Raw genomic sequence first — 16200 nt, 5'->3', positions numbered from 1 at the left:
TTAAGGTTCATCAACTTTTAATTTATCTAAAAGGGTTGATGTTAAAGAAACATTTTAATTTTTTAAATCTTAAATGATTTACTGATTTTTTTATGTTTCAGATGCTGATTAGCCCAGATAGTAATGAAAATCCTTTTTATTTTTTTCTTTAAAAAATAAAAAGATTGCAATGGATAGCTGGAAAAGCTCCAAAAAAAAGATGCTGAAACAGGTTCAGTATAATTTACAAATAACGAAAAACAGTGAAGGGATTTTCTGTTTTAAAAAACAAACAAAAGTATGTATGTAATTAAGAGAGATGGCCACAAAGAGCCGGTAATGTTCGACAAAATCACGGATAGAATTAAAAAACTATGCTACGGTTTGAATGACTTGGTTGATGCCGTGAAAGTGGCAATGCGCGTAATTGAAGGACTTTATGATGGTGTGTCGACATCGGAATTGGATAATCTTGCTGCCGAAACTGCTGCGTCAATGACTATTGCGCATCCGGATTATGCACAGTTAGCTGCTCGTATTGCAATCTCAAATTTACATTCGAATACTAAAAAATCATTTTCGGAAACGATGAATGATATGTTCAATTATGTAAACCCAAGAAATGGTCAATATGCACCGTTACTTTCTGAGGAAGTGCATAAAGTGATTATGGATAACGCGGAATTTTTAGATTCCCATATTATATACAATAGAGATTTTAACTACGATTATTTTGGTTTTAAAACCTTAGAAAGATCGTACTTGCTAAAAATAAACGGTAAAATCGTGGAGCGTCCACAGCACATGTTGATGCGTGTTTCTGTTGGAATTCACTTAGACGATTTGAAATCGGTGATTGAAACCTACGATTTAATGTCGAAAAAGTTCTTTACGCATGCAACTCCTACATTGTTTAATGCCGGAACACCGAAACCTCAAATGTCTTCTTGTTTCCTTTTGGCGATGCAAGACGATAGTATTGACGGGATTTATGATACGTTGAAACAAACGGCTAAAATCTCGCAATCAGCGGGTGGAATTGGGCTTTCTATTCACAATGTAAGAGCGACTGGTTCTTATATTCGTGGAACAAACGGAACGTCTAACGGAATTGTTCCTATGTTAAGAGTTTTCAATGATACTGCAAGATATGTAGATCAAGGTGGAGGTAAACGTAAAGGAAGTTTTGCTATTTATATCGAAACTTGGCATGCGGATATCTTTGAATTCCTGGACTTGAAAAAGAATACTGGAAAAGAAGAAATGCGTGCGAGAGATTTGTTCTTCGCGATGTGGACTTCGGATTTATTCATGAAACGTGTGCAGGAAGACAGTTATTGGACCTTGATGTGTCCTAATGAATGTCCAGGATTGTATGATGTGTATGGCGAAGAATTTGAAGCAATGTACATTGATTACGAGAAACGTGGAAAAGGTAGAAAAACCATCAAAGCGCATGAATTGTGGGAGAAAATCCTAGAATCGCAAATTGAAACTGGAACTCCTTACATGTTGTACAAAGATGCGGCGAACAGAAAATCAAACCAAAAAAATCTGGGTACCATTCGTTCTTCGAATTTGTGTACGGAGATTATGGAATTCACTTCTAAAGATGAAATTGCGGTTTGTAACTTGGCTTCACTTTCGTTACCAATGTTTGTTGAAAACAAAAAATTCAATCATGAATTGTTGTATACCGTTACCAAACGAGTAACCAGAAACTTAAATAAAGTAATTGACAGGAATTATTATCCGGTAATTGAAGGAGAAAATTCTAATAAACGCCACAGACCAATTGGCCTTGGAGTGCAAGGATTAGCTGATGCTTTCATCATGTTGCGTTTGCCGTTTACGAGCGACGAAGCGAAAAAACTGAATCAGGAAATTTTTGAAACCTTATATTTTGCAGCTGTAACCGCATCGATGGAAATGGCCAAAGAAGAAGGTCCTTATTCTAGTTTTGAAGGTTCGCCAATTTCACAAGGGGAATTTCAATATAACCTTTGGGGATTGAAAGATGAGGAATTATCAGGACGTTGGGACTGGACTTCATTGAGAAAAGAAGTAATGGAACACGGAGTAAGAAACTCATTATTAGTGGCGCCAATGCCAACGGCTTCGACTTCACAAATTTTGGGTAACAACGAAGCATTCGAACCATACACTTCTAATATTTACACGAGAAGAGTACTTTCAGGTGAATTTATTGTGGTAAACAAACACTTGTTGCACGATTTAGTGGAACGTGGTTTGTGGAACGAAAACTTGAAACAAGAATTAATGCGTAACAACGGTTCAGTTCAAGCACTTAATATTCCGCAAGACTTGAAAGAATTATACAAAACCGTTTGGGAAATGTCTATGAAAGACATTATCGATATGTCACGTCAACGTGGTTATTTTGTAGATCAATCACAATCGTTGAATTTGTTTATGCAAAATGCCAATTATTCTAAATTGACATCTATGCACTTCTACGCTTGGCAATCCGGATTGAAAACGGGAATGTATTATTTAAGAACAAAAGCTGCGGTGGATGCGATTAAATTTACATTGAACAATGATAAAAAAGCAGAGCCAATCGAAATCAAAGAGCAATCAATCGCTGTTCCTGCAGTTGCAGAAGCAGTAGAAATGACTGCCGATGAATATAGAGCGATGCTAGAATTGTCTAAAAATGCTGGTCCAGACGAATGTGAAATGTGTGGGAGTTAAATAAAATAAAAAAGGCTTCAATTCGAGTTGAAGCCTTTTTTTAATTAATTATAGATAATAGAATTGAAGTTCTATTCTATAGCCAAATATGTATTTGATATAACACTCCAAATATAAAATATTTTGGTAAAAAAAAGGACTTCTTTATTGTTAAATTTTAATATTTTCAATTATGATTCCAAAAACGGATGAAGGTTGTGATTACATTTTCAGAAAATGTATCACAACGAGAAATGGTAGAAGAATTTGTAAAACTGACGGAAGTTGTTTTAAAATTCGAATTAAAAAAAGCATTTAAATTTGAAAAGCAGCTATTGTAACGATAGCTGCTTTTTTTTTGGAGCTATCTCCCGCTTTCCGTTACAAATGAAATTCACTGAACTCCTATGGAAATAACAGTAAATTGAGGTAATCTTTTTATTCGCCGAAAAGGCGCGCAAAAAAGGATTTTCACTTCAATCGGGGCTAATTACCTAGAGCTAACAGTCTAAATTTGTAAATAATTCACTATATTTGAGATAATTCACACTTTAAACAATCCTTTTATACTAAATGCCATGGAAAATATAAAATTTACTGTTACTGATGATTTACTAGCTTCCAAAGGCCAACGTCTACTGAATTTCGTTATTGATTTATTTATAATTTATGTTATCGAAATCAGTATTGGTACGACCATAATTCTAATTGGAGATTTAACGAAAAGTGATACAGCATCAAATTGGGTTTCCTCATTAAGCGTAGTTGAAAGTTTCTTTTTTGGACTTGTCATCTTGTTTTTTTATTATTTAATAACTGAAATGTATTTTTCCAGAACCTTCGGGAAGTATTTCACGAAAACAATGGTTGTAAAGCATGAAGGTTCAAGACCCAATATGAAAAGTATAATTGTGCGAACAATTTCTAGATTAATTCCTTTTGAGCCTTTTTCTTTTTTAACTGCTGAGCGAGGATGGCATGATACATTATCGGTTACTTATGTGGTGAAAAAGCATAATTTTATAGCCAAAAAGAAATTGTTTTCTGAAGAATAAAGAAATAGAAAAGATAAAAAAAGCAGTCATTTAGACTGCTTTTTTGTTTTTAAACACATCCTTTTCTTTATATTCGCTCCTTCTAAATACCAAAAATAAAATGATGAACTGGGAACAACTTTTATCACTAAAACGACAAGGCGACAAAGGCAAAAGATTACGTGTAGAACAAGACGATACCCGCTTGGGTTTTGAGGTGGATTATGACCGTATCATTTTCTCGGCCGCTTTTAGAAGTTTACAGGATAAAACACAAGTTATTCCGTTATCAAAAACTGATTTCGTACACACCCGATTGACTCATAGTTTAGAAGTTTCGGTTGTGGGTCGTTCTTTGGGGCGATTGGTGGGTAAGAAAATCATCGAAAAATATCCGCATTTAAAAGAAGTTCACGGTTATCATATGAATGATTTTGGTGCTATTGTTGCTGCGGCATCTTTGGCTCATGATATTGGGAATCCGCCTTTTGGACATTCCGGTGAAAAAGCGATTGGAGAGTATTTTTCCATTGGAAAAGGACAACAATACAAAGACCAGCTTACGCCAAAAGAATGGCAAGATTTAATTGATTTTGAAGGAAATGCGAATGGTTTTTCGGTATTGACAGCTAGTCGTCCCGGAATTGAAGGCGGACTTCGAATTTCGTATGCAACTTTGGGTGCTTTTATGAAGTATCCTAAAGAAAGCTTGCCGAAGAAACCAACCAAAGACATTGCCGACAAAAAATATGGTTTCTTTCAAACTGACAAAGCTTTTTTTCAAGATGTAGCTTTAGATATGGGTTTGATTCCAAATAAATCAGGCGATAATATAGGTTTTGAAAGACATCCTTTGGCATATTTAGTAGAAGCGGCGGATGATATTTGTTACACTATTATTGATTTTGAAGATGGCATCAATTTAGGATTAGTTTCTGAAGATTTTGCGTTGGAATATTTAATAAAATTGGTAAAAGACAGTATTGATACATCTAAATACAAAACTTTGGAAACCAAAGAAGATCGCATTAGTTATTTGCGCGCTTTGGCTATTGGAAGTTTAATCAATGATGCTGTAAAAGTATTTGTCGAAAATGAAACGTTAATACTGAACGGAAAATTTCCTTTTGCCATAATGGACAAAAGTAAGTACAAAGCCCAGATGGATGATATTATCAAGATTAGCGTTGATAATATTTACCAAAGCCGTGAAGTCATTGAGAAAGAAATCGTAGGTTATCAGATTATTCAAACGTTGTTGGATAAATTCATAACGGCTTTTAATAATAAATACAATGGAAATGCGTCTAATTACGACTCTTTAATTCTGAAAATGTTGCCTGAGAAACACCATTTGGAAAAAGATAATCTTTACGGAAGATTACTGCATATTTGTCATTATGTGTCTCTTTTGACTGATGGAAATGCACTGGAATTATTTGAAACTATTAATGGGAGAAAAAAGAATTAACTTTTAAAAAACATATTCAATTCCAACACCTATTGCTTGTCGAACTTGTGTTTTTGGGCCTTCAGTTACTTGTATTCCAGCAATTTCTTTTTTTGATTTAATATCGTCGTCGTAGATAACATGTGCTCCAATATTGGCTTTCACATATTGATTTACCACAAGTTCTATCTGCAAGTCGCAATCAATATCTATATTTCCAAAACGATTTACATAGTCAGAATATAAGCTCAGCCGATTTTCTAAACTGATATTTTTGAAGATTTCTTTTTTGAATTTATTAGTAATCAAAAAACCAAGTTCCATTTTTACCTGTTCTCCTGCAGTTAATAGGTTTCCATCTAAATCGTAGGTGGCTTTTACAACTCCAAAAGCACCCTGATCAGCCAGTCTTTGGTCTAAAACTAAGGTTGTTTTAAATGTAAATGGAGAGATGTAGAAGGTTCTGTTTTTTTCTTTATTGATATTTTCAGCGCCTATTCCCATAAAAATATAAGCGGGTGCAAAGGGTTTTGAAATAGCTATTTCCGTATTTGGATAGGCGTAACCATTCGTAAATTGCGTATTAAAATTAAATTTAGCCGAATGAAACCAGTTTGAAAGTGTGTCTTTTCTATATCCAAAAGTAGAATTTAAATGGATGGCGTCGTCTGTTTTTCGAAGATCGATTCCATCTTGTTTATTCAAACCGTATCTAATTATTAATTCATTTGACCAGTTATAATTACTTCTGTTATAGACTCTGTGAAATTTACCTTTAAATAAACCGGAAATTGAACTTGTTCCTCCTGCGCTCCAGTTGACAAATGCTACCTCAGAGATGTCAAAGCCTAAACTGTTTTTTTTACTCCAATAGGATAATGGAAGGTAATGTGTTTTTGTTTGTATTTTTAGTGGAACACGCAATGCTTTGCCTGCAGTTGTTAGTGTGGTTATAGGTTTAAGTCCGTCGGAAAGAGTGGTGTTTGTCGTTTCTTGAGAAAAACTATTAAGAGGAAATGTGAAAGTCAGCAGTAATAAAGTGAAGGTTAAAAATTTCATTTTGGGCTAGTTGTATTTGAGGTTGCAAAATAATTATTTTAATAACTTGAAAAAAGTATTTCAAGACTTTTAACGTCAATTTTGCAATATTGTTGTAATTCAGCTACAGTTCCATGTTCAATAAACGCATCAGGAATACCCAAAACAGTAATTTTTGAAGCATAATTATTTTCTGAGGCAAACTCGAGAATTGCACTTCCAAAACCGCCTTTTACAGTTCCGTCTTCTATTGTAGTGATGGTTTTAAAGGTGTTAAATATATCTTTTAATGCCTTTTCATCTAATGGTTTAACAAATGAAAAATCATAATGCGCAATAGTTTCCGGATGTTTCATTTTGGCTATTGCCAAAGTGACATTATTGCCAATAGTTCCATTGGATAAAACAGCAACTTTCGAACCTTGTTTGATGCAGACACTTTTTCCAATTGCTATTTTTTCATACTTCCCAAGATGTTGTGTTTGCCAATCTTGAATGACTCCGCGACCTCTTGGATAGCGAATGGCTATAGGATGATTTAATCCTAATTGCGCTGTGTGTAAGATATTTTGCAAGGCAATTTCATTCATTGGGGCATGAACAATCATGTTAGGAATGCAACGCAAATAAGCCAAATCGAAAACACCGTGGTGTGTTGCTCCGTCTTCTCCGACTAAACCGGCTCTGTCCAAACAAAAAATTACGGGAAGGTTTTGTAGCGCCACATCGTGGATTATCTGGTCGTATGCTCTTTGTAAAAATGTCGAGTAAATATTGCAATAAACTACCATGCCTTGTGTTGCCATTCCGGCGGCTAAAGTCACCGCATGTTGTTCTGCAATTCCCACGTCAAAAGCACGTTTTGGAAAGGCATCCATCATAAATTTTAAAGAACTTCCCGATGGCATAGCAGGAGTAATTCCTATTATTTTCTCGTTTTTTCTGGCCAGATCCAATATGGTCAAGCCAAAAACATCCTGATATTTTGGAGGTAAATTTTCTTCGGATTTAACATGGATTTCTCCAGTTAAAGCGTCAAATTTTCCCGGAGCATGATATTTTACCTGATCCTCTTCGGCTTGTTGAAGACCTTTCCCTTTTGTGGTAATGATATGAAGGAATTTAGGTCCTTTTATTTTTTGTAAACGTTTCAGTTCTTTAATCACGGCAAAAATATCATGACCGTCAATAGGCCCCGAATAATCAAAATTCAAGGATTTAATCATGTTATTTTGCCTCGGATTTTTTCCTTCTTTTACAGCAGTGAGGTATTGTTTCAAAGCACCTACACTTGGATCAATCCCGATAGCGTTATCATTAAGAATCACCAGTAAATTTGCATCCGTAACTCCGGCGTGATTTAATCCTTCAAAAGCCATCCCTGAGGCAATTGAAGCGTCGCCAATAACAGCAACGTGTTGTTTACTGTAGTCACCTTTCAAATTAGAAGCAATCGCCATTCCTAAAGCTGCCGAAATAGAAGTAGAGGAGTGGCCTACGCCAAAAGCATCGTAAATACTCTCACTTCTTTTTGGGAAACCGGAAATACCGCCGAGTTGCCTGTTGGTATGAAAATTTTCTCTTCGACCGGTCAGTATTTTATGGCCGTAGGCTTGATGACCTACGTCCCAAATCAATAAATCGTTTGGTGTGTCAAAAACATAATGCAAGGCAATTGTCAATTCGATGACTCCTAAGCTTGCGCCGAGATGACCTTCTTTTACAGCCACAACGTCGATAATGAAATCGCGTAATTCTTGGGCAACTTGAGGAAGTTGCGCTTCGTCAAGCATGCGTAAATCGGTTGGGTTATTGATGTTTGAAAGTAAATTGTATTTCATTGTTTTTATAAAAAGCAAATTTACGGTTTTAAATTGGAATCTTTTTTTCAATTTAAGACGATTCTAATACCAATCTTACAATATACAGGTAGTTAATTAAATAGGTCAACTAAGTCTAGATTGGCTGCTTTTTGAAACAGCTACGATTAGTTATGGTATAAATATGTTTTGTCAAAACTATTTTGTTTAGATCAAAGAAATAGGTGCAGTGTATAATGTTCGTGTTTTTTTACCATTTTGTTCACCTGGTTTCCATTTAGGACATAATTTCAAAACTCTAATAATTTCACTTTCTAAAGCTTCGTCAATTTCAGATTGGGGTTTGACATAGGTTAATGAGCCGTCTTTATCGACAACGAATGAGATTGAGATTTCGGTAATTTTATTTTTTATATTTTCTGGATGTTTGAACTCTTCTTTAAAAAAAGTATAAAATTTTTCAATCCCGTCTTTATATTCTGGAGGGAATTCGAAACCGATACCTCCGTTGTAAATTACATCTTCAACAACAGTCTCGTTCTTTGTTGTTTTTTCGCAAGCAATTGTTTGGGGATTTATAAATTTCACATGATTTACCTTGGTTGCTGGTGCAGGAGGTTGAACATGGTTTTGGGTATTGTTTTTTTCTGGCAACATCATGCCAACAGTTATTTGAGATGCTTTTGTACTGTCTTTAACCACTTCAACAGAATCAATTTTTTGTTTGTTTCCATTTTTATCGGCACAACTAAACAAAGTGGTTCCCATTGTGATAAATAATGCTAACAAAAACATTTTGTGATACTGAGTTTGAATATAAAGTGCACGACTCGGGATTTGAATGGTAATCGAATCTAATTGCGATTTGCTCATTCTACCACAGATATTCTGGTTTTGATTTTGGATGAAAAAATGCTGCACTTCTTCGGGTAGCATTGCAGTGAAATCTACAACAGTTTTAGCGCAACTCATACAAAAACGCCCTTGGTCATTTGGAGTCATTTTGTTCCAATCCTCTTGACAAGGTTCTGAAATTGTGATTTTATATTTCCTTACCATACTTTACGTTTCTGATTATAAAACTAACGAAAATTATTTCAAATCCTTACTTTTGCTGTATGATAAACCCATTTACCGACGAATATTTCATGAAAAAAGCTTTGCAGGAAGCTGAAATGGCTTTTGAAAAAGGCGAAATTCCTGTTGGCGCTCTAATTGTCATTGATAATAAGGTCATTGCCAGAAGTCATAATTTAACCGAATTATTACATGATGTTACGGCCCACGCCGAAATGCAATCTATTACTGCAGCAGCGAATTATCTTGGCGGGAAATATTTAATAGGTTGTACACTATACGTAACACTGGAACCTTGCCAGATGTGTGCAGGCGCTTTGTATTGGAGTCAGATTTCGAAAATTGTGTATGGTGCCAGCGATGAAAATCGTGGTTTTGTAAAAATGGGAACGCAATTGCATCCTAAAACTACGGTTGTTTCTGGGGTTTTGGCAAATGAAGCCTCGGAGTTGATGAAGCGATTTTTTGCGGAGAGAAGGAAGTGATATTATAAACGAATGCCCTAGCCCAGATAGCAGTGAAAATCCTTTTCTTTTTTTCTTTAAAAAAGAAAAGATTGCAACGGATAGCTGGAAATAGCTCCTAAAAACAAATAAATTATAAATTACAGATTGCTTCGAAGAATCTCGCAATGACGCACAAAAAAACCGCCAATCTCACGAAAGGCGGTTTTTATTTTTATTCTATGACAGCATTTTCTTTTTTGTCGTAGAAATGATATTCTAAATACGTGTAAGCATCACGAGGTATAATTTTCACCCATTTTTTATGTTCAAGAAACCATTTTGAACGTAATGATGGAAAACCTTTGGTAAGGTATGCGGCCACAAAAGGATGTACATTAAGCACAACATCTTTGTGGTTTTTTAATACTCTTTCTAAATCAAAAGCAATTTTATCAATGATTTGAATTGGCGCTTCAATTTCGCCACTTTCATTGTTGGGATCTTCTTCTCTAGTTTTAATATTTACTTCAGGTCTTACTCTTTGTCTTGTAATTTGAACTAATCCAAATTTGCTTGGAGGTAAGATCTTGTGTTTTGCTTTATCATCGCTCATTTCTTCTTTCAAGAAATCGAACAACACTTTACGATTTTCAGGATTTGACATATCGATAAAATCAACTACGATGATTCCACCCATATCACGAAGACGTAATTGTCTTGCGATTTCGGCAGCTGCAATCATATTGACTTCCATGGCGGTATCTTCCTGGTTGGTGGCTTTATTAGAACGGTTTCCGCTGTTTACGTCAATGACGTGCAAAGCTTCAGTGTGTTCGATAATAAGATACGCCCCTTTACTCATGGATACTGTTTTTCCAAAAGAAGTTTTGATTTGTCTCTCTATGTTGTATTTCTCAAAAATAGGTGTGTCTTTTGATTGATAAAACTTAACAATTGATTGTTTGGATGGTGCAATTTCTTGCAAATAATCCTTTGTTTGGTTGTACAACTCTTCATCATCAATTTGAATACCACTAAAGGTATCATTAAATACATCTCTTAATATCGAAGAAGCTCTATTGAGTTCTCCTAATACTTTAGACGGATGATGAGCGGTCGGTAATTTTTTACACATTGCAGTCCATCTGCTGAGCAGGTTCTGCAAATCTTTTTCTAATTCGGCTGTATTTTTGCCTTCTGCTACTGTGCGAACAATAACACCAAATCCTTTTGGTTTGATGGATTGTACTAATCGTTTCAAGCGTTCTTTTTCTTTTTTGTCTTCTATTTTTTGTGAAATAGAAACGCGGTCAGAAAACGGAACCAAAACTATAAATCTTCCGGCAAGAGAAAGCTCAGCGCTAATTCTTGGTCCTTTTGTAGATATAGGTTCTTTGACAACTTGTACTAAAACAGATTGATTGGAACTCAAAACATCAGTAATGGTGCCATCTTTGTCTATTTCTTTTTCAAACTGAAAGTTTTTTAGGGAGAAATCTTTTAATTTACCTGCGCTTACAAGTTTTATGAATTTCAGTTGGGAAGCTAAATTAGGTCCTAAATCATGATAATGTAAAAAGGCATCTTTTTCGAAGCCTACATTTACAAAAGCAGCGTTAAGTCCGGCAACTGGCTTCCTGATTTTGGCAATAAAAATATCACCAACCTGGAAGTTGCTTTTTTCTTCTTCTTTGTGTAATTCAATTAGTTTTCCATCTTTTAATAAGGCAAAATCTACGGCTTCAGAACTAGATCGGATGATTAATTCTTTATTCACGCTGTACATTTTTATCTATTCGCCAAGGCGAACAAATGGATTAAACAATATTTTAACAGGTATTGAACCCGGGGAGAAAAAGACTTAGAAAATCAAAGAGACAAGAAGCAAGATTTATAAGTCTTATTTCTTTCTTCTTTGTTCTAGTTTTCTTTTTCTCAATTTCAATGAACTTTTAAAAAGAAAAAAGTAGTTTAAAACTACTTTTTCTTTTTGTGACGGTTAGCTCTCGCTCTTTTTTTACGTTTGTGCGTTGCTACCTTATGTCTCTTTCTTTTTTTACCACTTGGCATGTCTTGTCGATTTTATGATTAATATTATTATTTTGCTTCGTTATTTGTTTTCACTCCTTCTACAAAAACTTTTGCAGGTTTGAATGCAGGAATGTTGTGTGCAGGAATTTTTATTGTGGTATTCTTAGAAATATTTCTTCCTGTTTTCTCAGCTCTAGTCTTCACTATAAAACTTCCAAAACCTCTTAAATAAACATTGTCTCCAGTTTCTAATGAATTTTTCACTTCATTCATAAAGGTCTCTACAGTTGCTTGTACATCTCCTTTTTCAAGACCTAATTTTTCTGAAATTTTTGCTACGATATCTGCTTTCGTCATTTTCTTTCCTATTTATAATGTTGTACTATTTTTTTGAGTTTGCAAATATAGGAATTTAAAAAACAATTATTCAAGCTAATTCATTAAATTTTAATCACATAAACTTTTACTTTTGCTAACAAATAATTAAAACATGATTTTTTCTAACTTGTTAATACAATGGTATTTACAAAATAAACGCGATTTGCCTTGGAGAAATACCACTGATCCGTACCCTATTTGGCTCTCTGAAATCATGTTGCAACAAACGCGTGTGGCACAAGGAATGCCTTATTTTTTGTCTTTTACAACCGCTTTTCCCACTGTTTTTGATTTGGCGAAAGCCAATGAAGAACAGGTTTTGAAACTCTGGCAGGGATTAGGATATTATTCCAGAGCCCGAAACTTGCATAAAACTGCGCAGCATATAGCACAGGAATTATCGGGAATTTTCCCAGGTAATTATAATGACTTGTTGAAATTGAAAGGAGTAGGAGAATACACTGCGGCCGCTATCGCTTCTTTCTCTTATAAAGAACCTGTTCCGGTTGTTGATGGGAACGTGTTTCGGGTTTTGTCCCGTTATTTTGATATGGATACGGATATTGCTCAGGCTTCCGCCAAAAAAGAATTTGCCGCTTTGGCTTTCGAACTGATGCCAAAGGATAATCCGGCAACCTTCAATCAAGCCATTATGGAGTTTGGTGCGTTGCAATGCGTTCCTAAAAGCCCGAATTGTGGCATTTGTGTTTTCAACGAAAGTTGCGCCGCTTTGCAAAAAAATAAAGTCGATCAGTTGCCTGTAAAGTCCAAAAAACTAAAAGTTAGAAACCGATACTTTAATTATCTAGTTCTTGAAGACGAAACGGGAAATACAATTATACAGAAAAGAACGGACAAAGGAATTTGGCACAACTTATATGAATTCCCTTTGATCGAAACCGAAAAAGAAGAAGATTTTAATACTATTGCTACTCTTACTCAAACCGATTTTAGTAGCCAATACGAAATTATGAGTATGTTAGAATACAACGAAAAAAGTATCATTCATAAATTGTCACACCAACATTTACACATCAAGTTTTGGAAAGTAAAAGTAAAAGGAACAATTGAAAACGGAATCGATACGGAAACTTTGAGAACGTTTCCGTTCCCAATTGTGATTCATAATTTTATTGAAAAGGATTTATAGAGTTTCTAAAAAAATGTACCTTTGATGAAATACCATATTCTAAAATGAACGGAACATTAAATAAGGTTATGCTAATTGGTTTTCTTGGCGACGACATCAAAATGCATTATTTTGATGGTGGCAATTGTATCGGAAGATTTCAATTGGCTACAAACGAAGTGTACATCAACAAAACTACCAACGAAAAAATCACTTCTACAGAGTGGCATAATCTGGTAGTACGCAATAAAGCGGCTGAACTTTGTGAAAAATACCTTTCTAAAGGAGATAAAATTTACGTGGAAGGCCGCATTAAATCCCGCCAATGGCAATCAGAGGATGGAAGTACAAAACACACCACAGAAATTCAGGTAACCGAATTCACTTTTCTTTCCACAAAAAAAGACAGTGAAAACAACAAACAAATTCCTGCAGTTGATGTTCCGAAAAACACTAATTTTGACTCGGAAAATAATGTCTTGCCTATTAATGACTTGCCATTCTGATTGTTTAATTAATCTTAACTAATTTGGACCCAGAGCCCAGTTTATTTTTTTCTTACGCTATTGATACTACAGTAGTGTTTGGTTTTATAGGAATTGCCATTTTGCTGTTTTGTTCCGCATTAATTTCAGGAGCTGAAGTAGCCTTGTTTTCGTTGTCACAAAAAGACATCGACGAAACGATACAGGGAAATAACTCCAAAGGGAAAATTATTGTTTCGCTTTTAGCAAAACCCAAAAAATTGGTTGCAACACTTCTGGTTGCGAATAATTTCATCAATATCTCCATAATACTTTTGTTTTCAGTAGTTGGAAATACTATTTTTTCGGAAATCACAGCGCCACTTTTAAAATTTACTTTGGAAGTATTGGCCGCTACTTTTTTGATTTTGTTATTTGGCGAAGTTTTGCCGAAAGTGTATGCCAGCAGAAATAATGTAAAGTTTGCCAAGGGAATTGTGTATCCAATTGCTTTTTTGGACAAATTGCTTTCGCCAATAAGTTTGCCTATGCGAGCGGCAACGATTTATTTCCACAATAAATTAGCGAAGCAAAAAACAAATTTTTCTGTTGACCAATTATCACAAGCCTTAGAATTAACAGCATCGGATGAAACTTCTACAGAAGAGCAAAAAATTTTAGAAGGAATTGTAAGCTTTGGAAATACAGATACCAGACAAGTGATGAGTCCCAGAATCGATATTTTTGCTTTAGAAATAGACGAAACCTTTGCCGTTATTTGCCCTAAAATTATAGAAAAAGGGTATTCCAGAATTCCGGTGTATCGAGACAATATAGATCAGATAGAAGGCGTTTTGTTTGTTAAAGATTTGTTGCCACATATTAATACAAATGAATTTGACTGGAAATCGTTGTTGCGAGAGCCTTTCTTTGTTCCTGAAAATAAAAAATTGGATAATCTTTTAAAAGATTTTCAAAGCATGAAAAGTCATTTGGCTATCGTTGTTGATGAATATGGCGGAACATCAGGATTAGTTTCACTTGAAGACGTCATTGAAGAAATTGTTGGAGATATCAGCGATGAATTTGACGATGAACATATTAATTTTTCTCAAATTGACGATAAAAATTACCTTTTTGAAGGAAAAATAAACCTTAAGGATTTTTATCGAATCATTGATGTTGATGAAGAGTTATTCGAAATCAAAAAAGGAGAAGCTGAAACATTGGCTGGTTTTATTCTTGAGATTTTGGGAAATTTTCCGAAAAAAAATCAGAAAATTTCATTCGAAAATTGCTTGTTTACAGTTGAAGCCGTGGATCAAAAAAGGGTAAAGCAAATAAAAGTAACTCTTGAGTAATCCTCGACTTAAACCCTCGAAGCAATCAGAATCATTGTGAAATGTGTTTCTTTAGAAAAAGAAAAGATTAAATAAATTTAGAAAAAAGATGTTAAAAAAAATAGTCCCTTTTTCAATAATAAGTATAATATCATTGTTGGTTTTTAGTTGCAAAGATGATGTCTTGCCAAAACCTTCTAGCTATTTGCGATTGGATTATCCAGAAGCTAAATATGTAAATTTCGAAAACGAATGTCCTTTCACATTCGAAATGAATTCTGATGCGGTTATAAAAAAAGACAAGAATTGTGGTTTGACGATTACATACCCGAAAATGAAAGCAACTATTTATTTGACGTATAAACCAGTAACCAAAAACATTAATGAACTGTTGCGTGATGCTCAAAAACTGACTTTTGAGCATGTTATAAAAGCAGATGATATTCTGGAACAACCCTATTTGAATTCAGACAAAAAAGTGTACGGGATGTTTTACCAGGTAGAAGGAAATGCGGCAACAAATTCACAATTTTATGCCACGGACAGTACCAGACATTTTGTAACTGGTTCTGTTTATTTTTATGCAAAACCTAATTATGATTCTATTATGCCAGCAGCAAGTTATGTCAAAAATGACATGCAGCGACTAATGGAGACCTTAAAGTGGAAATAACAAGGATAAAGATTTACCAAAATATTGCTTAACAATAAATAATCTTTAACAACATATAAGACATTTAAGTGCAAATAGGCCCGTGAATACTAAATTCCGAGCTTTCTAAAAGGACTTTCAATGACTTAGATGGAAAAAAAAAGCATCCCCATTAAGAGAATGCTTTGCAGTAAAAAATGTAAAAGTCAATTTACGACTTCATCTTCGAAACTTTATACGTTTTACCATCGGCAGCAGCTTCGACAACTGTTGTTAGTTTTGCTGGTGTTTGAACTGTTTTGTCAAAAGTTACTGTGGCTAATTTTGTATCAAAATCTACCGTTGCTTTTTGGACACCATCCAGTGCGGTCAAATCTTCTTGAATAGTTTTGGCGCAGCCTACAGCGCATGTCATTCCTTCTACAGAGAAACTCGCTGTTTGAAGATTAGCAGCAGCAATTTCTTTTTTAACTTTTGGAGCTTCTGTAATTGCAGTTTCTTTTGCAGCCATCTCTGTTTCTTTTTCCTTACAACCTACAAATAAAACACTGGTAAGTACTATCGTTACGATTGATTTTTTGATATTCATTATATTGAAAATTTAAAAGATTAAAAGCATGTTTGTGTGTTGCAAAATTAATTAAAAAAAGAAGGACTAATTCATAAAA

14 protein-coding genes are annotated in these 16200 nt (G+C 34.6%); 8 read left to right on the top strand and 6 right to left on the bottom strand.

The features are described 5' to 3' along the window. Nucleotides 1–279 precede the first annotated feature (279 nt). The 3 genes from DR871_RS02670 to DR871_RS02660 all read left to right on the top strand — a co-directional run bounded on the left by DR871_RS02670 (nt 280) and on the right by DR871_RS02660 (nt 5178). Nucleotides 280–2694 (top strand): ribonucleoside-diphosphate reductase subunit alpha, encoded by a 2415-nt coding sequence (locus DR871_RS02670; RefSeq protein ID WP_113664964.1) that lies wholly within the window; start codon nt 280–282, stop codon nt 2692–2694. Nucleotides 2695–3251: 557 nt separating this feature from the next. Continuing rightward, nucleotides 3252–3728, top strand: a complete 477-nt coding sequence (locus tag DR871_RS02665; protein ID WP_113664965.1) for an RDD family protein — start codon at nt 3252–3254, stop codon at nt 3726–3728. A 103-nt stretch (nt 3729–3831) separates the two neighbouring features. Further along, nucleotides 3832–5178 carry a deoxyguanosinetriphosphate triphosphohydrolase gene (locus DR871_RS02660; RefSeq protein ID WP_113665472.1) on the top strand — a complete coding sequence of 449 codons (1347 nt, stop codon included), beginning with the start codon at nt 3832–3834 and terminating at the stop codon, nt 5176–5178. Between the two features lie 3 nt (nt 5179–5181). On the opposite strand, the gene DR871_RS02655 is transcribed toward DR871_RS02660, so the two are convergent. From DR871_RS02655 to DR871_RS02645, 3 genes are all read right to left on the bottom strand, one after another. Beyond that, nucleotides 5182–6216: a DUF3078 domain-containing protein gene (locus DR871_RS02655; protein ID WP_113664966.1), complete on the bottom strand. Its 1035-nt coding sequence runs from the start codon at nt 6214–6216 to the stop codon at nt 5182–5184. A 38-nt stretch (nt 6217–6254) separates the two neighbouring features. Further along, a complete protein-coding gene (locus DR871_RS02650; protein ID WP_113664967.1) occupies nt 6255–8036 on the bottom strand; it encodes a 1-deoxy-D-xylulose-5-phosphate synthase in 1782 nt (593 codons plus the stop codon). A 186-nt stretch (nt 8037–8222) separates the two neighbouring features. Then, on the bottom strand, nt 8223–9074 hold the full coding sequence (locus tag DR871_RS02645) for an energy transducer TonB (RefSeq protein ID WP_113664968.1): 852 nt from the start codon (nt 9072–9074) through the stop codon (nt 8223–8225). A gap of 59 nt (nt 9075–9133) precedes the next feature. Here DR871_RS02645 and DR871_RS02640 point away from each other — a divergent pair, with 59 nt between their 5' ends. Beyond that, a complete protein-coding gene (locus DR871_RS02640; protein ID WP_113664969.1) occupies nt 9134–9577 on the top strand; it encodes a nucleoside deaminase in 444 nt (147 codons plus the stop codon). A 193-nt stretch (nt 9578–9770) separates the two neighbouring features. Here the strand turns inward: DR871_RS02640 and DR871_RS02635 are convergent, their stop codons facing one another. Together DR871_RS02635 and DR871_RS02630 are read right to left on the bottom strand one after the other, a co-directional pair. After that, on the bottom strand, nt 9771–11315 hold the full coding sequence (locus tag DR871_RS02635) for an Rne/Rng family ribonuclease (RefSeq protein ID WP_113634220.1): 1545 nt from the start codon (nt 11313–11315) through the stop codon (nt 9771–9773). 320 nt (nt 11316–11635) lie between these two features. Continuing rightward, a complete protein-coding gene (locus DR871_RS02630) occupies nt 11636–11926 on the bottom strand; it encodes an HU family DNA-binding protein (RefSeq protein ID WP_066080765.1) in 291 nt (96 codons plus the stop codon). Nucleotides 11927–12059: 133 nt separating this feature from the next. Between DR871_RS02630 and mutY the strand changes: the two genes are divergently transcribed. From mutY to gldD, 4 genes are all read left to right on the top strand, one after another. Then, nucleotides 12060–13097, top strand: a complete 1038-nt coding sequence (gene mutY / locus DR871_RS02625) for an A/G-specific adenine glycosylase (RefSeq protein WP_113664970.1) — start codon at nt 12060–12062, stop codon at nt 13095–13097. A gap of 44 nt (nt 13098–13141) precedes the next feature. After that, nucleotides 13142–13582, top strand: a complete 441-nt coding sequence (locus tag DR871_RS02620) for a single-stranded DNA-binding protein (protein ID WP_113664971.1) — start codon at nt 13142–13144, stop codon at nt 13580–13582. Between the two features lie 23 nt (nt 13583–13605). Next, complete coding sequence (locus DR871_RS02615) at nt 13606–14901, top strand: gliding motility-associated protein GldE (RefSeq protein WP_113664972.1); 1296 nt, start codon at nt 13606–13608, stop codon at nt 14899–14901. Between the two features lie 88 nt (nt 14902–14989). Continuing rightward, nucleotides 14990–15553: a gliding motility lipoprotein GldD gene (gene gldD / locus DR871_RS02610; protein ID WP_113664973.1), complete on the top strand. Its 564-nt coding sequence runs from the start codon at nt 14990–14992 to the stop codon at nt 15551–15553. Between the two features lie 190 nt (nt 15554–15743). Here the strand turns inward: gldD and DR871_RS02605 are convergent, their stop codons facing one another. Continuing rightward, on the bottom strand, nt 15744–16121 hold the full coding sequence (locus DR871_RS02605; RefSeq protein ID WP_113664974.1) for a heavy-metal-associated domain-containing protein: 378 nt from the start codon (nt 16119–16121) through the stop codon (nt 15744–15746). Nucleotides 16122–16200: the final 79 nt, after the last annotated feature.

The organism is Flavobacterium petrolei (assembly GCF_003314435.2).
Lineage (GTDB): Bacteria > Bacteroidota > Bacteroidia > Flavobacteriales > Flavobacteriaceae > Flavobacterium > Flavobacterium petrolei.
The sequence above is the reverse complement of the archived record's forward strand: the minus strand, read 5'-3'. Positions and strand labels throughout refer to the sequence as shown.